Below are 21,962 nucleotides of genomic sequence, written 5' to 3' on the forward strand. Positions count from 1 at the left end.
TACTCGGTCACGAAGACGAGGGGCGTGATCGGCGCGGATCCACGGGAGGGCTACGGTCGCGACATGAGAATCGCGGTAGTCGGGGGCGGGATCAGCGGGCTTGTCGCGGCGTACCGGTTGCGGGTGCTGCTCGGCGCAGACGCCGACATCGTTGTGATCGATCGGGCCGCGCGGCTCGGCGGGATTCTCTATACCGGCGAATTGGCCGGGGAGCCTTTGGATCTCGGGGCGGAGGCGTTCGTCGGGCGGCGCCCGGAGGTGCCGGAACTGCTGCGGGAACTCGGGCTCGAAACACAGTTGGTGGTTCCGGCGGGATTGCGGCCGCTGGTCTGGTCGCAGGGCCGTGCCCATCCGCTGCCGCAACGCACCCTGATGGGGATTCCGTCGGGTGCCGAATCGATGCGCGGACTGGTCGATGCCGAAACGCTCGAGCGGATCGAGGCGGAATCCCGGCGGCCGCTGGCCTGGTATCCGGATGCCGATGTCGACGTCTACCGCCTGGTCGCCGATCGGTTCGGCGCGCAAGTCGCCGAACGCAGCGTCGATCCGCTGCTCGGTGGTGTCTACGCGGGCAGTTCGCGTTCCATCGGCGTGCGCGCCGCGCTGCCGACCCTGGCTGCCGCGCTCGACGACGGCGCGCCGAGCCTTACCCACGCGGTCGCCGCTGCCATGCCGCCGCCCTCGAACGCGCCCGTCTTCGGCGGTCTGCGCGACGGCTATCGAGTGCTGTTGGACACGTTGGCCGCGAAGTCCGGGGCGGAATTCGTCACCGCGACCTCGGCCACCCATCTGGCCCGCGTGTCCCATGGCTGGGTGCTCGAACCGGTCGGCTCGGTGGACGCGGTGATACTCGCCACCCCCGCTCCGGTAACCGCCAACCTGCTGCGCCCGTTCGCCCCTGCCGCCGCATCGGCGGCGGCTGGCATCGAGCTGTCCTCATCGGTCGTGGTGGCCCTTGGGCTTCCGCGCGACACCGCGCTGCCCCAGAACTCCGGCATCCTGGTCGCCACCGGAGAACCCCTGCGCGCCAAGGCATTCACCCTGTCGAGCCGCAAATGGACGCATCTGGCGGAGCGTGAAACCGCCGCGGTCCGGGCCTCATTCGGCAAATTCGGCGATGACTCCACCCAAACCTGGTCCGATGCGGACCTGATCGCCGCCGCCACCGAAGACCTCGCCACGGTCACCGGTGCCACCGTCGAACCGACCGCCGCTCTGGTCCAGCGCTGGCCCGGCGGTCTCGCCCAATACGCCCCCGGCCACCTCGATCGGGTAGCCGAAATCGAATCGGCCGCCGCCGATTTCGACGGCCTGGCAATCGCGGGCGCCTACCTCCGCGGCGTCGGCGTCCCCGCCTGCGTCGCCTCCGGCACCGCCGCCGCCCACCGCATCGCCGCTACCCTGACCCGATCCTCCGCACCCTGATTCGCGCGGTAGCGCGCGCAGTCGTCCCGCGTTCGGCCGCCCCTGGGCCGAGTGGTGCGACGCCGCCGACAAGTATGTGCCACCTCGCAGGCCAGCGGCGGCGTACGTGGTCGGTTGGAGTCGGCCGAGTGGCCGGTGAAGTCGCGAGTCCAGGGGAGTTTGGCGAGCCGGGCCGAGGGCGGTTCGGTCGCGGCGGATGCCAGACGTGTGATGTCTATCGCTCAGGGAGTTGAAACGCGGGGTGATCGGGCATTGTCGCTGCACCAAAAACCGCACGGTATCGCGTAATTAAGGACACCGTGGCCGGGGGATGTGGTAGGGGTTGCTCGTCGGTAGCGTCGGGGTCATGCAGCTCTCACGGTTCACCGATATCGGCTTGCGGGCCATCATGCGGTTGGCGGTGAGTGACGAGGCGGACGACCGCGTGACGACTCGGCTGATCGCTAGGCAGGTCGATGCCTCCGAACATCATGTGGCGAAGGCGGTTTCGCGGCTGATCGAACTCGGTCTGGTGCAGGCGCAACGCGGTCGCACGGGTGGCTTGTTCATCACCGAGGCGGGTCGAGCGGTATCGGTCGGGTGGTTGATTCGGGAACTCGAAGACGATCGCGAAGTGGTCATCTGCGAGGGCGAACATCCGTGTCCGCTGGTGGGCGGGTGCCGGTTGCGCCGGGCGTTGGCCGATGCCAAGGAGGCGTTCTACCGGGAATTGGATCGGTACACCCTCGACGAACTCGTCAGCGGGCCGACGTCCGGATTGCTGCGTCTGCTCGCCACATCAGCGGCGGGCGAATATGCGAACAAGGAGATGCCATGAACACCGCGGTCCGTAGCGAACCGGAGCTCGAGGCGCACCACGCCGAAATCATCCGCGCCACACTGCCTTTGGTGAGCGCGCAGGTGGACGAAATCACGAAGGTGTTCTATCGCACTCTCTTCGGCGATCATCCCGAACTGATCCGCGACCTGTTCAACCGCGGCAACCAGGCGCAGGGCTCCCAGCCGCGGGCGCTGGCCGCCTCGATCGCGACCTTCGCCACCTATCTCATCGACCCGGACCTCCCGCACCCGGCCGCTATGCTCGCGCGGATCGGCCATAAGCACGCCTCGCTCGGTGTCACCGCCGAGCAGTACCAGGTTGTGCACGACAATCTGTTCGCCGCGATCGTGGAAGTGCTCGGCGCGGATGTCGTCACCGAAGCGGTGGCCGCGGCCTGGGACCGGGTCTACTGGCTGATGGCCGACGCGCTGATCGACCTGGAGAAGCAGCTCTACGTGGCCGCCGGGGTCGAACCCGGCGATGTGTTCCGGGACGTGACCGTCGTTGCCCGCGCCGACGACCCATCCGGCGTCGCGGTGTTCACCGTCGAATCCGCCGACCCGTCCGCGCCACTGCCGAGTTTCGTACCGGGCCAATATATTTCGGTCGGCGTGCAGGTACCCGACGGCGCCCGCCAGCTGCGTCAGTACAGTCTGGTCAACGCCCCAGGAGACGGCACGCTGTCGTTCGCGGTGAAGCGGATCGACGCCACTGGCGGCTGCCCGGCGGGCGAGGTGTCATCGTGGTTGCACCACACCGTGCGCCCCGGCGACGCGCTCCAGGTCACCCTCCCGTTCGGCGATCTCGTCATCGATACCGACGCGACCACACCACTGGTACTGATCTCCGCGGGCGTCGGCGCGACCCCGATGATCGGAATTCTCGAACACCTCGCCGCGAACACGCCGGACCGGCGTACCGTCGTGCTGCACGCGGACCGTTCTCCGCAAACCCACCCGTTGCGAGAGCGCCTGCTCGAACTCGGCACTCGGCTCGGCTCCGCCGCGCTCGAATTCTGGTATCAGGAGACAACCGAGGGCGCGCACCTGGGCCTGATCGACCTGTCACAGGTAGATCTGCCCGCCGACGCCGATATCCACGTCTGTGGCGGGACCGAATTCCTGCACGCGGTACGCACCCAACTGCACGCCGCGGGCGTGCCCGAGGAGCGCGTCCATATCGAGCAGTTCACCCCGACCGACTGGCGACTGGACGCCTGCCCGGTGCAGTAGCGGCGGCGATCATGGTGGCGCGCACGGGCCCGATGTGCCCGCGCGCCAACCATGCTCATGCGCCGCGGACGGCGCGTAATCGGCAAGCACCCGCGGCGGCGATAGCCCACGCGCACCCGGACCGCCCGCAGTGGCACGATAGGAATCATGGCGCGACTCGACTATCAAGCACTCAACTCCACCATTCGCTACCTGATGTTCTCGGTGTTCCAGGTGCAGCCGGGGGTACTGGGGGACGACCGTGAAGGTGCCATCAAGGAGGCGCGGGCATTCTTCGATGAGCTCGCCGAGCGTGAGGTCGTGGTGCGCGGCATCTACGATGTCGCGGGGATGCGCGCCGACGCCGACTTCATGATCTGGTCGCACGCCGAGCGGGTCGAGGATCTGCAGGCGGCGTACGCGGACTTCCGGCGCAGCACCGAACTCGGCCGGGCCAGCGCTCCGGTGTGGAGCAATGTGGCGTTGCACCGGCCCGCCGAATTCAATAAGAGCCACATTCCGGCATTCCTGGCCGGTGAGGATCCGGGCAACTACATCTGCGTCTACCCGTTCGTGCGCTCCTACGAGTGGTACCTGCTGCCCGACGACGAGCGCCGCAAGATGCTCGCCGACCACGGCAAGGCCGCACGTGGCTACCCGGATGTGCGCGCCAACACCGTGAGTGCGTTCGCGCTCGGCGACTACGAGTGGATCCTCGCCTTCGAGGCTCCGGAACTGCACCGCATCGTCGACCTGATGCGCGATCTGCGCGCCACCGAGGCCCGCCTGCACGTCCGCGAAGAGGTCCCCTTCTTCACCGGTCCCCGCGTCGAAATCGACAAGCTCATCGCCGCCCTGCCCTGATCTATCCCCCTCGGCGAGCCGGAGCGAGCGCGGCGGTCGCGCATGCCCCAGTATTTCGGGGCATGCGTAACAAGCCGGTCGGTCTGTATCTTTCCCTGAGCGCGGCAGCCGTTCTACTCCGCTGCACTGCCCGAGGGGTGCAGCTGCAGGGCGATGGAGTTGATGCAATAGCGCTTATCGGTGGGCGTGTTGTATCCCTCGCCCTCGAAGACGTGGCCGAGGTGGCTGTGGCAGTTCGCGCACAGCACTTCGACCCGATGCATGCCGAGCGTGTCATCCGAGCGCAGGATGACCGCCTCGGATTTCGCCGGATCGAAGAATGACGGCCACCCGCAGTGCGAATCGAATTTCTCGGTGCTGCGGAACAATTCGGCACCGCACGCCCGACACACATAGACTCCTTCGGTCTTGGTGTCGGTGTACTCGCCGGTGAACGGGCGTTCGGTCGCGGCCTGTCGCAGCACCGCGTACTCCTCCGGATTCAGCTTGGCCTTCCACTCCTGTGGGGTCAGCTGGATGCGCGGCGCGGGTAGGGACGTGTCGGCGTCAGAACTCATTGCTCCACGCTAATAGGTTTCCGACGGCAATGCCGCCCCTCGACCCCGCTGTTCGCTACTTCACCGCGCTCGCCTGCGGTTCGCCTCGCAATTCGGACTCCTCGGCCTCCCGGCCGTTCACGAGCGAGTCGTCCGCGGCATCCACGTGCGCAGCGGACTCCGTCGCGACCCGGTGTGGTGCCTCCGCGACCGCATCCGGTGACTCCGGCGATCGCATCCACTCCGGATCGATCCCGAACTGCAGCCGACCGTCGCGCCGCGCCGCCAGGTACCGGTCGCCGAGCACGCAGGCGATGACGATCAGCAGCAGCCCCCAGCCGAAGGTGATCCGCAGGTATTCCAGGTTGCGCCCCAGCCCCTGCCAGCGGTCCGAGAGCCACTTGTCGTAGGACATGAATCCGAATACCGCCAGCCACGCGGGCCAGTTCCGCATGACCGAATTGCGCAGCACCACCGACATCAGCAGCGGGAACAGCATCATCGAGTAGTACATCTGCCCGAGCGAGTTGAGCAGGAACTCCGCGGTCATCAGCACGCCGGAGGCGGTGGCCACGAAGAACAGCTCATCGTCGCGGTAGTAGCGGTACAGCAGCCACAGCGAGATGAGCACCATTACGCCCATCAGAATGCGGATGCCCCAGGTCAGCCACAGCGGCAACCCGTAGTACGCGGCATTGCCGACGATCGCGCTGTTGAAGTAGTCGCGTGGATCGGCCAGGTAGCGCGCGGTCCTGGTGAAGAATTTGTCCGGATCGGCCGACAGCGGCCAAGCGATCGCGGTCAGCGCCAGCGGCACACCGATGGCGGTGTAGAAGACCTTCCACTGCCCACGGGCCGCCGCGATCAATACCAGCGGCGCCAGCGTCGGTTTCACCGCGATGCTCAAGCCCAATATCGCACCGGCCCACAGATCCCGCCGCGCGAGCAACAGCATGATGAAGACCACCTCGGCCAGCAGCACGCACCCGTTCACATTGGTGAAAACCAGTGTGTTGATGACGGTTTCGGAGCTGAACATGGCCAGCAGCAGGATCGGCGCCGCCATCGAGGAGAGGGTGAACTTGAACAGCTTGAGCAGCAGATACCAGGCCAGGATGATGGCGGCGGCGTTCAACAGGATGAAGCACCAGCGCGATTTCTCCGGGTCGATCAGCGCCAGCGGCGCGATCAGCAGGGTGCCGCTCGGTGGATACAGATAGTGCGGATCCACCAGATCGTAGTTCGCGGTGTAAACCGGCCGGTGATTGAGGAACGCCAGCGAGGCGTTGTAGACCGGTTTGAAGTCATCGGTGATGAACCCGTTGACGGCCTTGATGAAGACCCGGTTGAGCACAGTCATGACCGCGAGCGGCCAGAGTGCGAACTTGATCACCTCGGCGGTGGTGCGAGCGGTGCGAGGCTCGAGCTGTCGAAGTAACACTGGGGCACGGTACACCGGATTTGTTTGTGACGGTTGCCTGGACCTACCTGGCGCGCCGACGTTAGGGGATCATGACCGTGCCCCTATCCCTCGGCCTCGTCATTTTCCCTAGTGGGCCGTGCCGGTGCCCGGCTCACTCATGCCGGGCACGCGGTGCCGTCGGCGGGGAGCTTGGCCTCCTTCAGGTAATCGACGAGTGCCCGTTGCGCACAACCGGAATGGGCGAAAACCGGATGTCCCCATCCCTGCCAGGTGATCGCGGCCTTACGCGCGCCAGCGGCGCCGAGCGCACCGGTGACCGAGGCCTGGCCGCCATCACCGACCAGCGGATCCGCGACCCCGCCGAGGATGAGGACGGGCAGGTCCAGCTTCTCCGGCAGCGGCGGCGCGGCACTGACCGGCCAGGCGACACAGGCCATCATGCCGATCGCGGCCGACCTGCCGAACACCGGATATTTCGCGCCCCAGGTGTCCGTGAGTTCCTTGGCCTTGGTCGGGCTCGGCGGCAGCTGGTTATCGGTGCAGCGATTGACGAACTGGCCGTCGGCCGCGGTGGCGGCGGATTCGCGCTGGATCAGCGTCCCGAGCGGTCCGCGATCGCCGCGCCCGGCCGCCGAGAGCGCGTCGGCCAGTTCGGCGATCCGCGCGGCTTGGTCGCGCGGACCGGCGAGGAATCCGGACAGCCCGGTCAGCAGCGCGTTCGCCGAGATATCACCGAGTCCGCCACTGCCCGCCTTGCGCACGAGATCGATGATCGCGGCGCGCGGATCGGGGCCGAGTGAGCAGCTGATTCCGGTGCAGCGCTGGGCGAATGCCGTTACCGCCGCCTCCGCGCCCTGGACGTGCTGTTCGGTACGGGTAACCGCGTCGGTCCCGACGGCCTCCGGCGAATCCAGGACCAGGCGCGCCAGATGGTCGCCGAACTTGCGCGCATAACTGAGCGCGACCTTCGCGCCGTTGCCGGAGCCGAGCAGGTCGATCCGGTCGACCTGCCACTGTCTGCGCAGCTGTTCGATGTCGTCGGCGGCGTGCGGTGCGTCGAAGGTGCCCTCATAGGGCTGCAGGAAATCGCGACAGGCGATGGTGGCGTCCTGGCTGAATCCGGTCACCGCGTCGACAAGATCGCCTGCGCCGGGTCCGAATTGTCCATTATCGGCCAGGCCGCGGCGCGCATCGATCGGCATGCAGTCGATCGGCTGCGATGTGCCGAGACCACGTCGGTCCACCGCGACGATCGGGCGACTGGTCAGCAGCCCGTTACCCGCGCCGACCACGAGCCCGGCCAGCGTTGCGGTGGAGGACCGGTCCGCACCGGAGGTGATGACCAGCGGCGCGACATCGGTCGGTGTCTGCGGCAGCCGGGCCCGCATGGCGCCGGTGCGGAAGTTGCCGAGCACACCGCCGGTCGAGTCGATCGGTGTGGTGTATTCGGCGCAGTCAAGTACCAGACCGGACGGCGCGGGACCGAGACCGAGTAGATCGAGCGTCGGCGTGGTGCAATCGCGCCAGGTCAGATCGGTTTTGGGGACACCGGCCTCCGGTGGCGGCGCGATAGCCGTGGTCGGGTGCGGGCCAGCACCGCCCTGGGGCGCGCGCTCGACGGCAACGCCGGGGCGATCGGAAGGGCCCGCACCGCATCCGGCGATCATGATCGAGAGTGTCGAGGCCAGCACGACGGCCCGAGTCCAGTGCATGCGCTACAGCCTGCCAGGTTCGTGCGGTTGTTTCACAAAGCACGCGTAGATGGGTGCAGCGCAGCCCGGCGCGACCGCCCGTGAGCAGGTGTCGCGTGGTCGGTGCGTTCGGTTGCCACCGAAATCATCGGCGGGTCCAACGAGTCAGCATCGTGCCGTCGTCGTCGAGGAGGATGTGCCTGCGCACCATGGGCATGCGGAACTCGTGCGCGGACAGCGATATTCGTCGGGCCGTACCGCCCACGAGCAGCGGCGCGGTGGTGAGGCACAGTTCGTCGACCGCATCCGCCTCCAGCAGTTCACCGAACAGATGCGGTCCGCCCTCGCACAGCACGCGTCGCAGTCCGAGGTCGGCCAGTGCGCCGAGCAGCCCCTGCGGAGTGACCGCGACGCCGCCCGCTTCGATGACCCGCGCGCCCGCATCGGCGAGTTGTTGTTTGCGATCCGCTGGTGCGGTGCTGGTCGTGATGATCAATGGCGGCACGGCGGTATCGGTGAACAGCCGCGCGCCTGGTTGCAGCGCGGCGCTCGCGGTGACCACTGCGATCGGTGGCGGTGCGCCGTCCCGATGGCCGCCGATACCGCGGTCGTAGCGGGCGCGCCGCAGTTGCGGATCGGTCCGCGCGCCACCGTAGTTCTCCGCACGCGCGGTACCGGCGCCGACCACGATCACATCGGCGAGTTCGCGCAAGATCGTGAAGACGGTCTTGTCGGCGGGGGTACCGAGTCCCTCGGAGATATCGCCGCTGGTGGCGGACCCGTCGATGCTGGCAACGAAATTGGCCCGGACCCAAGGAACCTGGGGATCGGTGGGGTAGGCATACAGGTCCGCCAGGTCGTCGCGGCTCAGGCCTGTGAGCTGGATCGCATTGTGGATACGCTGCATGAAAGAAGATCACACCACGTCATTAGGCTTCGTCCATGCAAGAACGCCTTGTCGATCGCCATCCGGAGGTTCCGGCGGACCAGTTGGTCGCCCAGATGGTGCCACCGCCCATGTTCGACGAGGTCAGTTTCGCCTCCTACATTCCGGACCCGAAGGAGCCGAGCCAGGCGGCCGCGGTCCGCAAGGCCGAGGATTTCGCCGGGCAGGTCGCCAAGATCCACCAGGCGGCCAATAAGAAGAGTCTGTTCGGGAAGAAGAAACAGATCAGCGGCGCCGGGCTCTACCTCGATGGCGGCTTCGGCGTCGGCAAGACCCACCTGCTCGCCTCCATCTTCCACAGCGCCCCCGCGCCGAAGTCCTTCGGCACCTTCGGTGAACTCACCAATCTCGTTGGCGCACTTGGCTTCAACAATGCCCTCGACCGGCTCGCGGCGAACAGCGTGCTGTGCATCGACGAATTCGAACTCGACGATCCGGGCGACACCATGCTGGTCTCGCGGCTGCTGACCGAGCTGTCCGCGCGCGGCGTCTCGATCGCCGCCACCTCCAACACCCTGCCCGGCCAGCTGGGCGAGGGCCGCTTCGCCGCCCAGGACTTCCTGCGCGAGATCAAGAAGCTCGGCTCGATCTTCGAGGCGGTGCGCGTCGACGGACCGGACTACCGCCACCGCGATCTGCCGCCCGCGCCCGAACCCACCTCACCCGAGCTGCTCACCGAACGGGCCTCTGCCACAGCGGGTTCCACGCTCGACGAGTTCGACGCGCTGCTGAAGCACCTGAGCACGCTGCACCCGTCCAAGTACGGTGCGCTGATCTCCGGGGTGTCGTCGGTGTACATCTCGAACGTGCATCCGGTGACCGATCAGGCGGTCGCGCTGCGGATCGTCGTGCTGGCCGACCGGCTATACGACGCGAGCGTTCCGGTGACCGTTTCCGGTGCGAAGCTGGACGAGATCTTCTCCAAGGAGATGCTCGACGGCGGGTATCGCAAGAAGTACCTGCGCGCGATTTCCCGTCTGCTGGCGCTGTCGCGCTTCGAGGTCGCGGCGTAGTCGCTGACCTCGGGGGAGTTCGGGGAGTAGTCCTATAGCCGATGATCGGAGCACCGTCATGGTCAGTCGTACCCTTCGAGTCCCGGTGGCACTGGCCGCCGGTCTCACCGTTGCCTTCGGGCCGGCGGCAGGCGTCGCACCGGCCGACCCGGTCGGTGTCGCCGACACGGTCACCTTCGACCGTTCGCTGAACCTGCAGGGCGTACAGAACGGCCGCGACGCGGGCGGCTACCGCACCACCGACGGCCACTGGGTGCGGACGGGGCTGGTCTACCGCACCGGCCAGCTCAATAACGCGACTCCGGCCGATCTGGCCGTATTGAGCGAGCGCCAGGTACGGGTTGTCGACGACCTGCGCACCGTCTACGAACGCACCATCGCGGCGGACCGCCTCCCCGCGGGTGCCGTGGCCAACTGGGCCGATGTTATCGGCCAGGCCCCGCCGCAGACCCTGGTCACCACGCTCACCGGCGGCGACGACCTGTATCGGGCATTCATCACCGCGCCCGGGGCGAATCAGGCCTTTGCCGTGGTGCTGCGCGACATCGTCGACACCGACGGTGCCGTCCTGTTCCACTGCACCGCGGGCAAGGACCGCACCGGCTGGACCGCCGCGGTCCTGCTGACCATCCTCGGCGTCGACCGCGACACTGTGACGCAGGATTACCTGTTGTCCAACCAGTACCGCAATGCCAGCCCGAACGATCCGCTCAACGGTGTCTCGGCCGCATGGCTGGATGCCGCCTTCGACCAGGCGAACCGGATCTACGGGAGCTTCGACAACTACGTCCGCGACGGACTGAAACTCTCGACCGCTGAGGTCGCCGCGTTGCAGGCGAAGCTGCTCGCCTGATTCGGGCTGTCGCACAGCCGATTTCGGGCACGGCCGGTCGTGCCCGACGGCTCAGGACGGATGGTCCGCGTACCACCGATCGATCAATGCGGGCAGCTCCTTGCCCATCCACACGAAGAACTCGTGCATATCCCGAACCCGTGCGGCGTCAGCACCATTCGGGTCGTCGAAGAGTGCGAGCCCGCGTGCGGTCATATTGGTGAGATCGGTGTACATCCCGCTCTGCTGGCGGGTCAGCTCCGGCAGAATCCCCGGCCGGATCGAGTAGTAGTCCTTGCGGTCACCCGGTTTGGAGATCTTGTCCACCCACCGCATGGTGACCAGCGTCTTCAATGCGGAGGAGATGGAACCCTTGGACGCCTGCAGTGCCTCGGCGATCTGGCCGAAGGTCTGCTCCGGCGGATCGCTGACCAGCAACCACCCCGCGGCCCGACCCGTCATTCGGACCAGGCCCATCCGCTCGAGTACGAGCGCGAAATCTTCCACGAATGCCAACTGTTGCGCGGTCGGCGCGGTGATCTGCTCGTTGTCGGTGGTGCCCATCGGAGAAGTATCCCTTCCACAACGCGGATAGCGGTATACGGGGCGGACTGTGTCGGTCCGCCCCGTTCGGGTCGGTCAGACCGCCAGATCCCGGCGATCGAGGGCGAACAGCGCCAGTGCCAGGGCGACGGCGGTCGCAATGACCAGCACCGCCAAGTGAAGGCCGTTCCAGCCGGTCACCAGCGGCATGCCGCCATTGGCCCAGTAGAAGGGCGACAGCTTGCGAACGAAGTCACCGCCGAGGTTATTGGCCAGGTAGCCCGCCACCGCGACCAGGGACGCCGAACCCAGTGTCACCGAACGCTTTCCGGTCGCCGCGCCGACCACCAGCGTGATCGTGCCGACGACCAGTGCCAGCAAGCCGAGCCCCGCGCTGGCGGCCAGGATATTGCCGGTGGGTACGTCCAGCCCGCCCTTATCGGCTCCCGCGATAACACTCAGGGTGAGTACGGTGGTGGCGATCGCGGTCTGCACGGCCAGCGCGGCGAACCGCTGCAGTAGCAGGTTCACGCGGTTGATCGGCTGTGCGAGAAGTAGATCCAGCATCCCGTTCTCCTCCTGCGCCACCGACCTGCTGGCGAAGGTGACCGCGAAGATGAGCATCAGCAGCAGCCCCATCAGCGAGTACACCGTCGCGTTCAGATACCCACTGGCGCTGGCGAAATCGCTGATGCCCATGGCTTCGTACATCCTGTTCTGCTCGATATCGAGCGAGCCCTGCTCCTTCAGCGACCGGTAGGAGGGCAAATACATCATCGGGACGATGGCGAAGCCGATCGACCAGCCGATCAGGCCGCGCCGCTGCTCCCGCAATGTTTGGGTGAAGACCGAACGAGTCATGTCGAATTCTCCTGTGCGATAACCGATTCAGGTGTGGATCAGCGGCCGTAGAGGCTGAAGAAGATCTGCTCGAGATCCGGTTCGGCGGACAGCACGCTGACCAGCGGGTACTTGGCGGCCGTTGTGAACAGACCGTCGACCTCGCCTTCGGTGGTGCAGCGCAAGGTAGTTCCCTCGATGGTCAGGTCGCGCACGCCGGGCAGCTCGGCGAAGTCGTCGGCGAAAACGGTCTCGCCGAACACCAATTCGACCGAGCGCGGCGAGCGCCGACGCAGATCCTCGACATTCTCGGTGCCGAGCAGTTGGCCCGCGCGCATGATGACGGCGCGGTCGGCGCTCTGCTGCACCTCGCTGAGGATGTGCGAGGACATGAACACCGTCTGTCCGTTCCGCTTGGCCTCGGTGACCAGATCCAGAAAGCGTTGCTGCAGTAGCGGATCCAGGCCGGAGGTGGGTTCGTCGAGGATCAGCAGGTCCGGATTGTGCATGAAGGCCGCGATGATGCCGACCTTCTGCTTATTGCCCTTGGACATCGCACCGACCTTCTTGGACAGGTCGAGATCGAGCAGTTCGGCGAGTTCGGTGATCCGCTTCGGGGTGACGGTGCCGCGCAGATCGGCCAGGAATCCGAGCAATTCGCGCGCGGTATTGCGGCCCTCGATCTCGAGTTCGCCCGGCAGATAGCCGATGCGCTTGCGCAGTTGCGCACCGCCGACCCGTGGCTCGATACCGAACACCTCCACGCGGCCCGCGGTGGGCCGGATCAGATCCAGCAGGATGCGGATGGTGGTGGACTTGCCCGCACCGTTGGGGCCGAGGAACCCGAACACCTCGCCCCGGCCGACCTCCAGGTTCAGGTCGGTGAGTGCGACATGCTTGCCGTAGTGCTTGGTCAGGCCCTCGGTGCGGATCGCGGCGGTGGTCATGATGCTCCTTCGAGAGGGTTCGCAAGTCCTGTATGTTCCGTAAAGACTGATGAGTTCAGTAAAGACTGAACTTAAAGAACTTGTCAACCTCTGGATCGGCGCCACTACGATCCGGACATGACGAAGTTCACGACCTGGGACGGGCTGGAGCTCAACTACCGCGTGTGGGAGGGCGAAGGCACTCCGGTGGTTTTGCAGCACGGGGTGGTCGCTGATACGAATGCCAACTGGATGGGCACCGGGGTGGTCGGCGCGCTACAGGCCGCCGGGCGCACCGTGGTCTCGCTGGACGCACGTGGGCACGGCCGTTCCGACAAGCCACACGATGCGGCCCGATACACGTGGGCTGGGATGGCGCGCGATGTCAGCGCACTCTACGACGAACTCGGCTTCGATCGCGTTGTGCAGGTGGGCTATTCGATGGGCGCGATCATCTCGCTGCTGGTGGCGGGCACGGATCCGAGGGTGGCGAAACTCGCGGTCGGCGGCATCGGCTCCGGGGTGCTGGACTGCGGCGGCGTCGACCGGCGCGTCATAGATATCGACGACCTGCGCACCGCCATGCGTGGTGATGGCGCGGGCGCGCCGCCGATCGCGATCATGTTCCGGATTCTCGCCGACGGGGTGCGCGCCGATCGCGAAGCCATCGAGGCGGTCGCGACCGGCCTGGACGAGGAGCCGATCGAATCACTGGCCGACATCACGATGCCGAGCTTGGTGCTGGCGGGGGATAAGGATCCGTTCGCGGCCGAGCCGGAGCGGCTCGCGGCGGCGCTACCCGACGCCACGTTGCGGGTGGTCCCCGGTGATCATCTGATGGCCGTGGTCGATCCGGCTTTCCATGCCGCCCTGGTCGAATTCGTGCACTGATTCGGCTCAGAAAACCAGCCGCATGACGAAGTCGTGATGCAACTGGCTGCCGACCGGGAAGGTCTTGGTGCCGACCCGCTCGAACCCGTGCTTGAGGTAGAACCGCTGGGCGCGCACGTTTTCCTGGTTCACGCCGAGCCACACCCCGGCCACTCCGTCTTCGCGCGCCCGCTCGAGCGCGGCGTTCATCAGTGCCTTCGACACCCCGGCCCCGTGATGGCCCGGCAGCACATACATTTTGCTGATCTCCACGACCGGCCGCAGATCGACTGCCTTGGCGACCTCGGGATCGGCCGGATCACCGTAGTGCAACATCGCGTAGCCGACGATATCGCCGTTCGTGACCGCCTTGAGCACGACGCGGGTGGGGTCGGTCAGATACTCGCCGAAGCGCTCTCCGGAGAGCACCTCGGTGATGAAGATCTCGATATCGTCCGGGGTGGCGTGCGGCGGGCATGCGAGCGGAAAGGTCGCGGCCGCAACGTCGCTGAGCGCTTCGGCGTCCCATAATCCGGCCCGGTCGACGGTGACTGGGATGTTGCTCATGCCTACGCCTTGCTGGCGCTCGGCTCCGGCATGCGTACCGCCCGCTGGCATATGATTCGCTCGCTCATGAGTCCAGTACAGCATGGCCTTCGCTCGACGCGGAACGTTCATCCGGTTCGGAACGGGAATGGAATACCCGTGCGAGTCCGATAACGATTGCCATGAACAGGACAGGGATCACGAATCCGATCCGGTGTCCGAACCCGGCGGCAATGGCGCCGACCAGCCCGCCGCCGACGAGTGTGCCCGCATAGTTGAACAGGTTCAGGCGCGCGATGAGCGCGTCGAGCTGGCGTCCGCTGGTCAGCTGTCCGGCCTCGCTGAAACACAGTGGCGCGACAACGCCGGTACCGAAACCACCGACCAGGAACCCCGCGATCGCGACCGCAGGTCCTGGCGCGGCCACCGCGACGGCCAGCCCGAGCACGCCGATCGTGCCAGCGACGCGCACCACCCGGCGTCCGCCGAGCCGCCGCACCCATAGATCCCCGGACAGTCGCGCGGTCAGTGACGCGCACTGATAGACGGCCAGCGCCAGCGCCGCGGTGGACGAACTGGCCAGCAGATCTTCCTTCAGATACAACGCCGACCAGTTGCTGACGGCGAGGTCGATCGCGAACACGAGTGAGGCCGCGATGCCGAAGGCGAGGTACTTGCGCAGCGGAACCATTCCGGATGCTCCGGATTCGCTCTCGGCTACCTCGGCGGGACCGGCTTCGGCCTCCTGCGCGCCGAGCAGGCGCGGACCGATCACCGATCCGATCACGAGAACCAGCCCCGCCGCCGTCAGCAGCGATTCGCGGAGCGTGACATCCAGGGCCTCACAGGCGGAGACGAACAGCGCGCCGACGATCGATCCGGCGCTCCACACCGCGTAGAACGAGGACAGAATGAACGTCCCGTACCCGTGCTGGATGAATACGCCCTGCATATTCGTGCTCGCGTCGACAATGCCGACCGCGATCCCGTAGAGCCCGAGCGTGATCAGCAGGACGGGCGTATTCGGCGCCATCGCGATCGCGCATCCGGTGACCGTGATCCCGAGCAACCCGATCCGCACCGTGACCCGGCTGGACCAGCGCGTGGCCACCTGCTCGGCCGCCACGCTGCCCACGCCGGCCAGGATCGACACCAGGACCACCGAACCGGCGATGAGACCGTCGGAGAGCCCGAAGCGATCCTTCTGCTGGGGCAGCTCGGTGAGTACGACGGCGAAGAAAAAGCCCTGCAACCCGAATGCGAACGAATTCGCGATCCGGGCACCGCGCAGAACAGGAGAAATCGGTCCCATTCGCGCAGCGTATCGGCCCGGCCGCCGTCGTACCGAGCGAAGTGGCCACGGTCATCCTTTCGTCGGACACGGCGCGCGCGACGGACCGACGACGGTCATCCCTTTGGCCGGATACGGCCGCTGCCGATGGCGCGCGGGTGGTTGAGGTCGCAATCGCGTGCCACTATCGAAGAGGCGCAAGACAACTCGCGAACCGGAAAAGGCCGATCGAATGAGACAGCTGCCGCAGGACTTCTTTCGTACACCGTATGCCTTCTATGCGGAACTTCGCGCCGAGGGCCCCGTACACGCCATCCAGCTGAACACCGGCGTTCGCGCCTGGCTGGTGGTGGACCTGGATGCCGCGCGCGAGGTATTGCGCCATCCGGCCATCCGCAAGGACCCGCACACCGAGGCCAGCCGCAGGGCCAGGGGCCTACCCTCCGGTGACGCCGGTGTCGGCGCGCTGAATACCCGCCTCAGCTACCACTTGCTGAGTACCGATCCGCCCGAACACGCGCGGCTGCGCCGACTGGTCACGCCCGCATTCGCACCGGCTCGGATCGAAGCGCTCGCACCGCGCGTACTCGCGATCGCCGACGAACTGCTCGACCGGATGGCGGCGGACGGCGGGCGCGTGGATCTGTTGTCGGAGTATGCGTTTCCACTGCCCATCACCGTCATCTGTGAACTGCTCGGCGTTCCGGTGGCCGATCGCGCGGAGTTCCGGGAATGGTCGCGGATCATCGTCGAACCATCGACCGCCACGCACGAGGAGATGCGGCACGCGACCGCGGCCATCGCCGATTACTTCGAGCGGTTGATCGCACGACGCCGCGCCGAAGGTTTGGGCGAGGACCTCGTCTCGGACCTGATCGCCGCCAAAGCCGACGGTGATCGCCTCACCGACGACGAACTGACCTCGATGGTGTTCCTCATCCTGGTCGCAGGTCATGAGACCACGGTGAATCTGATCGGCAATACCGTGCTCACCCTCCTATCGGATCCGGCACGCTACCGAGCGCTGCACGGCAATCCGGAGGACGTGCCCGCGTTGATCGAGGAGATGCTGCGCTACGACGGCCCGGTGAACGTCGCGACCCTGCGCTACACCACCGCCCCGATCACCCTGGGCGATACCGAAATTCCCGCCGACGAACTGGTACTCGTCGCACTCGGGTCGGCCAACCACGACGAACGGCACTTCAACGCCGCCGCCGACTTCGATCCGCGGCGGCCCGCCTCCGGCCATCTGGCCTTCGGTCACGGCATCCACTACTGCCTCGGCGCTGGCCTGGCCCGGCTGGAGGCACGCATCGCCATCACGCGGTTGGTCGAGCGGTGTCCGGACCTGCGACTGGCCGCCGACGGCGGGGAATTGCGCTGGCGGGAGAGCATGCTCATCCGCGGGCTGCACGATCTTCCCGTCGAATTGGCGGGTGCGCCCGCCCTGCGTTGAACAGGGCTTGTGCCCCAGGGTCTTCCGTCGCGCCCGGGAACTATGGAACATTGCATAGAACCGGGCGTAACGATGCGTCCGGCGCCGGATGCGGAGGAGACGAAGACTGTGGCCTATCCACCCGGCCCACCGATCCCGGCGCTGCTGCAGGGTTTGCTCTACATCCGCAACCGCGCGCAGATGCTGCCGCCGCTGCGCCGGCGCTACGGTGACGTGTTCTCGGTGCACGTGCCGCCGTTCGCGGACAATCTCGTCGTATTCACCCGTCCCGAGCACATCAAGGAGATCTTCGCGGGCGACCCACGCGATCTGCACGCGGGTGAAGGCAACCAGATCCTCGGCCCGATCATGGGCCAACATTCGGTGCTGATGACCGATGAGCGCGAACACGCCAGGGCCCGACGGTTGCTCATGCCCGCATTCAATGGCGCGGCACTGCGCGGTTACCGCGATGTGGTCGCGGAAATCGCGGCCGCGCAGGTCGACCGCTGGCGGCCCGGTTCGACGGTGAGCACCCTGGACCGGATGAACGCGCTCACCCTCGAGGTGATCATGCGCGTGGTCTTCGGAGTCACCGACGAGCACAGGCGCGCCTCGCTCGCACCGCGCCTGGGCCGCATCGTCACCATCGGCCCGCTGCAATACATCGGGCTGATGAAGCCCGCGCTACAGAAGTACCCGCCGTGGAAGTCCTTCCACGACAATATGGCCGCCATCGATGACCTGCTCTACGCCGAGATCGCGGCCCGGCGCACCGCTTCCGACCTCGCCGAACGCACCGATGTCCTCTCGAGGCTGCTGCAGGCGGGCGGAGATTCCGACGACGAACCACCGCTGACCGACGCCGAACTGCGCGACCAACTCATCACCCTGCTGCTCGCCGGTCACGAGACCACCGCCGCCGCGCTGTCCTGGGCACTGTACGAACTGTCCGTCAACCCGGAGGTACAGCGCGAGGCCCACCAGGCGGTCCGCGCCGAGGACGACAAGGCGCTCGAGGCGGTCATCAAGGAGGCGATGCGGATGCGCACGGTCATACCGGGCGCGGTCCGCAAACTCACCAGGGATATGACCATCGGCGGCTGGGACCTGCCCGCAGGCACGGTGGTCAGCTGCTCGATCCTGCTGGCGCACCGCAGCCCGCAGAACTATCCCGACACCTGGACGTTCCGTCCGTCCCGTTTCCTCGACGGCGAGGTCGAACCGAATACCTGGCTGCCCTTCGGCGGCGGGGTGCGCCGCTGCATCGGCGCGGGATTCTCGCTGATGGAGGGCACCACGGTGCTGCGCGAGATCCTGTCCCGGTACCGCCTGGACGCGCCAGCGGGGGCGAAGCCCGAACGCGGGCGGGTGCGCAATATCACCACTGTCCCGCGAGGCAAGGCCAGGATTCTAGTCACCCCCCGTTAAGGTTCGTGAAATCGCACCGAGGCTTTGCCGCATTCGCGCGAGCGACGTAATCTCCGTCCCATGACGAGCGGGAACCGCATCGCGATCGTAGGTGCGGGCATCGCAGGCCTCGCCTGCGCGAAGGTGTTGCGCCGGGAGGGTTTTCCGGTCGAGGTATTCGACCGGACGCCGGACGTCGGTGGAGTGTGGAGTGCGACGCGCCGGTATCCCGGCCTGCGCGCACAGAACAGCAAACACACCTATCACTTCTCCGACTTCCCGATGCCCGAGGACTATCCGCGCGTGCCCGACGGGCAGCAGATGCAGGAATACCTCGACGGGTATGTGCGTCATCACGGCTTCGGTGAGAGCCTGCGCCTGGGCACCGAAGTGGTCGCCGCCGATCCGGTGGACAGCGGCTGGCTGCTCGAGATCCGCGACCACGTCGGCGTCCACCGCACCTCCTGCGATCATCTGGTCATCGCCAACGGTGTGTTCAGTGAGCCCGCGGTGCCCGACTTTGCCGGAGTCGACCGGTTCCGGCAGGCGGGTGGACAGATCGGCCATGCCTCGGAGTTCCTCGATGTCGAGTGGGCGCGTGGCAAATCGGTCGTGGTGGTCGGCTATGGCAAGTCGGCCTGCGATATCGCCGAGGCCATCAGCCATGTCGCGGCCTCGACGAATGTGGTCGCCCGCAGGCTGATGTGGAAGATGCCGCGCAAGCTGGCCCGTGGGCTGAACTTCGAGCGCATGATGCTGACCCGGTTCGGGGAGGCACACTTCCGCTATCAGCAGCTCAAACGGATCGAGCGGTTCCTGCACGGCCCCGGGCACACCTTCCGCGACAGCAACTTCGATGTGGTCCAGGAACTCGCCACCAAGAAGTCGCATCTGCGCGAACTCGGCCTGGTGCCCGATGGGCGCTTCGAGGAAATCGCCCAGAGCACCATCAGCCTGGTCACCGAGGATTTCTTCGAGAGGGTTGGAATGGGGCTGATCACGGTGCACCGTGACAGCACCATCACCGAGATGCTCGCCGACCAGCAGGGCCCGGCCGTGCAACTGTCCAATGGCACGACTCTGCAGGCCGACATCGTCATCTGCGCCACCGGATTCCACCAGCGAGTGCCGTTCCTGACCCCGTATGTGCAGCGTCAGCTCACCGACGACGACGGCAGTTTCCGGCTGTTCCGGCAGATCCTGCCCATCGGTGTCCCCAATCTGAGCTTCGTCGGCTACAACTCCTCGGTTGTCAGCGCGCTGAGCGCCGAGGTCGGCGCGCACTGGACCGCCGCTCTGCTGCAGGGGCGTCTGGCGCTGCCGACGCAGGAGGAAATGGCCGGGCAGGTCGACGAGCGGCTGCGCTGGATGGCCGAACGCACCGGCGGCCACCATGCGCACGGCACCGCCATCACCCCGTTCTCCATTCACAATCTCGACGAGATGCTCGCCGACCTGAAGTTCCGCCTGCCGCGCAGAACCCGCGCGGCGCAATGGTTCCGTACGATCCGGCCGTCCTCGTATCGCGGGCTCGCGGATCGACCAAAGGGTCCGGTGGTGATTTCGGCGCCGGATCCGGCACCGCAGGTTTCCGCGGAGCAGCACACACCGTGAGCGTGTGAAGGCGTAGGACCGGTCGCGCTGCCCGCATTTCGGCATCGATCATGCTGACGGCGGGGTTGCTCACGCATCGGAGAGTTCCGTGCATGGACGACCCCTTTCCGTCGTGAGTGGCGGCCGCCCGGTCTGCAGTGCCGTGGCGGCCGAGATTCTTCCGCACGGCTGTCATGGTCGATTGCCAGTAGTGCGCCGCAACCGCCTGGATCTTCCCCGACGGTGATGTGCGGCAGTCCGGTCGCGGTGTCGGATCGCGCTGGGGGCGGTGCGAATTCAGGTGCGATATCGCGGACGCCGATGACCGCATGGGCGACGATGGCGGTCTCGTGGCTCGTGGTCTCGTACGCGAACCGGTGACGGTATGGCTGGCGGACAGCAGTTGGGCGTGGGGCCGAACCTCAGTTCGTGACCGTCCGTCGATTTGCTCAGTGCGAGTGTGCGTTTCGAGGTTGAGCCGGTTCACAGTGTGACCGCTCTCATTGAGTACCGCGAGTGTGGACCCGAACGTGTCGTCCGGCCGAGGGCGAGTTCGAGGACCGGGCCGTCTTCGTCGATGGCGGGAGCCGCGACGGATTATCGCCAACGCAATGTTGGTTATCGGTCATTTCATTCTGGATAATCCAGGAGTGGACGCGGTCGATATGAATCTGCTGGTTGCTCTGGATGCGCTGCTGGAGACCAATAGCGTCACCCAGGCCGCCGAGCGGCTGCACACCTCGGCGCCCGCGATGAGCCGGACACTGGCCCGGCTGCGTCGCGTGCTCGGCGATCCGCTGCTGGTGCGCGCGGGCCGCACCCTGGTGCCCACGCCGCGCGCGCTCGAATTGCGTTATGAGGTGAGTGTGCTGGTCGAGCAGAGCCGAACGCTGCTCACTCCGCGCGGCGCGCTCGACCCGACCACGCTGAAGCGCGGTTTCGCGGTGCAGGCCGACGATATGGTGCTCGATGAGTTGACAGCGCCGCTGCTCGCCGCCGTCCGCGCGCAGGCGCCCGGTGTGACGCTGCACTTGCTCTCGGACAGTTCGGAAGGCGCCGCCGCACTCCGCGACGGCCGCGTCGATATCGAGGTCGGCGTCATCGAGCACACCGATCCGGAGACCACCGTGCAACGCGTACTGCGCGACCGTGTGATCGGCGTAGCCGCGCCGGACCATCCCTTGATCACCGACCGCGTCACGGTGGCGCGTTTCGCCGCGGCCGCCCACCTCGGCATCTCGCGCCGCGGCCGTGCTCGCGGTCCCATCGATGACCGCCTGGCCCTGCACGGCCGCACGCGCCGCGTGGTGGCCACCGTCCCCAACCTGACCGCCGCACTACTGGCGGTCCGCTCCGGCGACCTCATCTGCCCGGTCCCCGCGGCCCTCACCGCGACGACCCGGACCGCATTGGGCTTATCCGCCTTCGAAATTCCCCTCCCACTGCCCGAAGTCGCGATCGCAATGGCATGGCATCCGCGCAATACCGCCGACAACGGCCACCGTTGGCTGCGCGAGTTGATCCGGGCCACCCTCACCGCGCTACAGCCGTCTATCTAGGCCGGGGCATATCCATTGCGCGTTCCTGCCGCACGGCCCCCGTCATACCGGCGTAGAGCACGTTACCGATGCCATGAGGTGTGGCAGTGACGGCGAGGAAGTGGGCCGGAACCGCACTGACCTGTATGCGCTCTCGAGGGCGTGCTGTCGCGGCGAGCGGTGCGGTCGGCTGCGCCGATGCGCGG

At 66.7% G+C, this 21,962-nt stretch carries 20 protein-coding genes; 11 read left to right on the forward strand and 9 right to left on the reverse strand.

Going from position 1 to position 21,962, the window contains the following annotated elements; genetic code table 11:
- Positions 1-63 precede the first annotated feature (63 nt).
- From ACQP0C_RS14895 to hemQ, 4 genes are all read left to right on the forward strand, one after another.
- A complete protein-coding gene (locus ACQP0C_RS14895) occupies positions 64-1,425 on the forward strand; it encodes a protoporphyrinogen oxidase (protein ID WP_433733493.1) in 1,362 nt (453 codons plus the stop codon).
- A 346-nt stretch (positions 1,426-1,771) separates the two neighbouring features.
- Positions 1,772-2,242 carry an RrF2 family transcriptional regulator gene (locus tag ACQP0C_RS14900; protein ID WP_433733494.1) on the forward strand — a complete coding sequence of 157 codons (471 nt, stop codon included), beginning with the start codon at positions 1,772-1,774 and terminating at the stop codon, positions 2,240-2,242.
- Positions 2,239-3,477, forward strand: coding sequence for a globin domain-containing protein (locus ACQP0C_RS14905; RefSeq protein ID WP_433733495.1), 1,239 nt, complete (start codon positions 2,239-2,241; stop codon positions 3,475-3,477). Before ACQP0C_RS14900 ends, ACQP0C_RS14905 begins: the two co-directional genes overlap by 4 nt.
- A 147-nt stretch (positions 3,478-3,624) precedes the next feature.
- Entirely contained in the window at positions 3,625-4,320 is a 696-nt protein-coding gene (hemQ, locus tag ACQP0C_RS14910; RefSeq protein ID WP_433733496.1) for a hydrogen peroxide-dependent heme synthase, read from the forward strand.
- 113 nt (positions 4,321-4,433) lie between these two features.
- Here hemQ and msrB read toward each other — a convergent pair whose 3' ends face one another.
- The 4 genes from msrB to ACQP0C_RS14930 form a co-directional block, all read right to left on the reverse strand.
- On the reverse strand, positions 4,434-4,877 hold the full coding sequence (gene msrB / locus ACQP0C_RS14915; RefSeq protein WP_433684188.1) for a peptide-methionine (R)-S-oxide reductase MsrB: 444 nt from the start codon (positions 4,875-4,877) through the stop codon (positions 4,434-4,436).
- A 55-nt stretch (positions 4,878-4,932) separates the two neighbouring features.
- Positions 4,933-6,312, reverse strand: coding sequence for a glycosyltransferase family 87 protein (locus ACQP0C_RS14920; RefSeq protein ID WP_433733497.1), 1,380 nt, complete (start codon positions 6,310-6,312; stop codon positions 4,933-4,935).
- Between the two features lie 122 nt (positions 6,313-6,434).
- On the reverse strand, positions 6,435-7,991 hold the full coding sequence (locus tag ACQP0C_RS14925) for an alpha/beta hydrolase (protein WP_433733498.1): 1,557 nt from the start codon (positions 7,989-7,991) through the stop codon (positions 6,435-6,437).
- A 124-nt stretch (positions 7,992-8,115) separates the two neighbouring features.
- Positions 8,116-8,877 (reverse strand): pyrimidine reductase family protein, encoded by a 762-nt coding sequence (locus ACQP0C_RS14930; RefSeq protein ID WP_433733499.1) that lies wholly within the window; start codon positions 8,875-8,877, stop codon positions 8,116-8,118.
- A gap of 35 nt (positions 8,878-8,912) precedes the next feature.
- On the opposite strand from ACQP0C_RS14930, the gene zapE reads away from it, so the two are divergent.
- Together zapE and ACQP0C_RS14940 are read left to right on the forward strand one after the other, a co-directional pair.
- Positions 8,913-9,929 carry a cell division protein ZapE gene (gene zapE, locus ACQP0C_RS14935; protein WP_433733500.1) on the forward strand — a complete coding sequence of 339 codons (1,017 nt, stop codon included), beginning with the start codon at positions 8,913-8,915 and terminating at the stop codon, positions 9,927-9,929.
- Positions 9,930-9,987: 58 nt separating this feature from the next.
- Positions 9,988-10,782 (forward strand): tyrosine-protein phosphatase, encoded by a 795-nt coding sequence (locus tag ACQP0C_RS14940; RefSeq protein WP_433733501.1) that lies wholly within the window; start codon positions 9,988-9,990, stop codon positions 10,780-10,782.
- Positions 10,783-10,833: 51 nt separating this feature from the next.
- On the opposite strand, the gene ACQP0C_RS14945 is transcribed toward ACQP0C_RS14940, so the two are convergent.
- From ACQP0C_RS14945 to ACQP0C_RS14955, 3 genes are all read right to left on the reverse strand, one after another.
- Positions 10,834-11,325: a GbsR/MarR family transcriptional regulator gene (locus ACQP0C_RS14945; RefSeq protein WP_433733502.1), complete on the reverse strand. Its 492-nt coding sequence runs from the start codon at positions 11,323-11,325 to the stop codon at positions 10,834-10,836.
- 75 nt (positions 11,326-11,400) lie between these two features.
- Complete coding sequence (locus ACQP0C_RS14950; RefSeq protein WP_433733503.1) at positions 11,401-12,165, reverse strand: ABC transporter permease subunit; 765 nt, start codon at positions 12,163-12,165, stop codon at positions 11,401-11,403.
- A gap of 38 nt (positions 12,166-12,203) precedes the next feature.
- Positions 12,204-13,091: an ABC transporter ATP-binding protein gene (locus ACQP0C_RS14955; protein WP_433733504.1), complete on the reverse strand. Its 888-nt coding sequence runs from the start codon at positions 13,089-13,091 to the stop codon at positions 12,204-12,206.
- 117 nt (positions 13,092-13,208) lie between these two features.
- Here ACQP0C_RS14955 and ACQP0C_RS14960 point away from each other — a divergent pair, with 117 nt between their 5' ends.
- The gene (locus tag ACQP0C_RS14960; RefSeq protein ID WP_433733505.1) at positions 13,209-13,961 is read left to right on the forward strand and encodes an alpha/beta fold hydrolase; all 753 of its coding nucleotides are present in this window, start codon (positions 13,209-13,211) and stop codon (positions 13,959-13,961) included.
- A 6-nt stretch (positions 13,962-13,967) separates the two neighbouring features.
- Here the strand turns inward: ACQP0C_RS14960 and ACQP0C_RS14965 are convergent, their stop codons facing one another.
- The gene (locus tag ACQP0C_RS14965; RefSeq protein ID WP_433733506.1) at positions 13,968-14,507 is read right to left on the reverse strand and encodes a GNAT family N-acetyltransferase; all 540 of its coding nucleotides are present in this window, start codon (positions 14,505-14,507) and stop codon (positions 13,968-13,970) included.
- A 64-nt stretch (positions 14,508-14,571) separates the two neighbouring features.
- Positions 14,572-15,798: an MFS transporter gene (locus ACQP0C_RS14970; RefSeq protein WP_433733507.1), complete on the reverse strand. Its 1,227-nt coding sequence runs from the start codon at positions 15,796-15,798 to the stop codon at positions 14,572-14,574.
- 211 nt (positions 15,799-16,009) lie between these two features.
- On the opposite strand from ACQP0C_RS14970, the gene ACQP0C_RS14975 reads away from it, so the two are divergent.
- From ACQP0C_RS14975 to ACQP0C_RS14990, 4 genes are all read left to right on the forward strand, one after another.
- The gene (locus ACQP0C_RS14975) at positions 16,010-17,236 is read left to right on the forward strand and encodes a cytochrome P450 family protein (protein ID WP_433733508.1); all 1,227 of its coding nucleotides are present in this window, start codon (positions 16,010-16,012) and stop codon (positions 17,234-17,236) included.
- A 72-nt stretch (positions 17,237-17,308) separates the two neighbouring features.
- Positions 17,309-18,646, forward strand: coding sequence for a cytochrome P450 (locus tag ACQP0C_RS14980; RefSeq protein ID WP_433733509.1), 1,338 nt, complete (start codon positions 17,309-17,311; stop codon positions 18,644-18,646).
- A 60-nt stretch (positions 18,647-18,706) separates the two neighbouring features.
- On the forward strand, positions 18,707-20,239 hold the full coding sequence (locus ACQP0C_RS14985) for a flavin-containing monooxygenase (RefSeq protein ID WP_433733510.1): 1,533 nt from the start codon (positions 18,707-18,709) through the stop codon (positions 20,237-20,239).
- A 590-nt stretch (positions 20,240-20,829) separates the two neighbouring features.
- The gene (locus ACQP0C_RS14990) at positions 20,830-21,777 is read left to right on the forward strand and encodes a LysR family transcriptional regulator (RefSeq protein WP_433733511.1); all 948 of its coding nucleotides are present in this window, start codon (positions 20,830-20,832) and stop codon (positions 21,775-21,777) included.
- The last annotated feature ends 185 nt before the right edge of the window (positions 21,778-21,962 follow it).

Source organism: Nocardia sp. CA-129566 (genome assembly GCF_050956075.1).
In the GTDB taxonomy this organism is placed as follows: Bacteria; Actinomycetota; Actinomycetes; order Mycobacteriales; family Mycobacteriaceae; genus Nocardia.

What these genes read in the sequence shown, in the direction of transcription:
- ACQP0C_RS14895 (WP_433733493.1), top strand. Translation starts at nt 64, where the DNA reads ATGAGAATCGCGGTAGTCGGGGGCGGGATCAGCGGGCTTGTCGCGGCG.
- ACQP0C_RS14900 (WP_433733494.1), top strand. Translation starts at nt 1,772, where the DNA reads ATGCAGCTCTCACGGTTCACCGATATCGGCTTGCGGGCCATCATGCGG.
- ACQP0C_RS14905 (WP_433733495.1), top strand. Translation starts at nt 2,239, where the DNA reads ATGAACACCGCGGTCCGTAGCGAACCGGAGCTCGAGGCGCACCACGCC.
- hemQ (WP_433733496.1), top strand. Translation starts at nt 3,625, where the DNA reads ATGGCGCGACTCGACTATCAAGCACTCAACTCCACCATTCGCTACCTG.
- msrB (WP_433684188.1), bottom strand. Translation starts at nt 4,877, where the DNA reads ATGAGTTCTGACGCCGACACGTCCCTACCCGCGCCGCGCATCCAGCTG.
- ACQP0C_RS14925 (WP_433733498.1), bottom strand. Translation starts at nt 7,991, where the DNA reads ATGCACTGGACTCGGGCCGTCGTGCTGGCCTCGACACTCTCGATCATG.
- ACQP0C_RS14930 (WP_433733499.1), bottom strand. Translation starts at nt 8,877, where the DNA reads ATGCAGCGTATCCACAATGCGATCCAGCTCACAGGCCTGAGCCGCGAC.
- zapE (WP_433733500.1), top strand. Translation starts at nt 8,913, where the DNA reads ATGCAAGAACGCCTTGTCGATCGCCATCCGGAGGTTCCGGCGGACCAG.
- ACQP0C_RS14940 (WP_433733501.1), top strand. Translation starts at nt 9,988, where the DNA reads ATGGTCAGTCGTACCCTTCGAGTCCCGGTGGCACTGGCCGCCGGTCTC.
- ACQP0C_RS14945 (WP_433733502.1), bottom strand. Translation starts at nt 11,325, where the DNA reads ATGGGCACCACCGACAACGAGCAGATCACCGCGCCGACCGCGCAACAG.
- ACQP0C_RS14950 (WP_433733503.1), bottom strand. Translation starts at nt 12,165, where the DNA reads ATGACTCGTTCGGTCTTCACCCAAACATTGCGGGAGCAGCGGCGCGGC.
- ACQP0C_RS14955 (WP_433733504.1), bottom strand. Translation starts at nt 13,091, where the DNA reads ATGACCACCGCCGCGATCCGCACCGAGGGCCTGACCAAGCACTACGGC.
- ACQP0C_RS14960 (WP_433733505.1), top strand. Translation starts at nt 13,209, where the DNA reads ATGACGAAGTTCACGACCTGGGACGGGCTGGAGCTCAACTACCGCGTG.
- ACQP0C_RS14965 (WP_433733506.1), bottom strand. Translation starts at nt 14,507, where the DNA reads ATGAGCAACATCCCAGTCACCGTCGACCGGGCCGGATTATGGGACGCC.
- ACQP0C_RS14970 (WP_433733507.1), bottom strand. Translation starts at nt 15,798, where the DNA reads ATGGGACCGATTTCTCCTGTTCTGCGCGGTGCCCGGATCGCGAATTCG.
- ACQP0C_RS14975 (WP_433733508.1), top strand. Translation starts at nt 16,010, where the DNA reads ATGAGACAGCTGCCGCAGGACTTCTTTCGTACACCGTATGCCTTCTAT.
- ACQP0C_RS14980 (WP_433733509.1), top strand. Translation starts at nt 17,309, where the DNA reads ATGCGTCCGGCGCCGGATGCGGAGGAGACGAAGACTGTGGCCTATCCA.
- ACQP0C_RS14985 (WP_433733510.1), top strand. Translation starts at nt 18,707, where the DNA reads ATGACGAGCGGGAACCGCATCGCGATCGTAGGTGCGGGCATCGCAGGC.
- ACQP0C_RS14990 (WP_433733511.1), top strand. Translation starts at nt 20,830, where the DNA reads ATGTTGGTTATCGGTCATTTCATTCTGGATAATCCAGGAGTGGACGCG.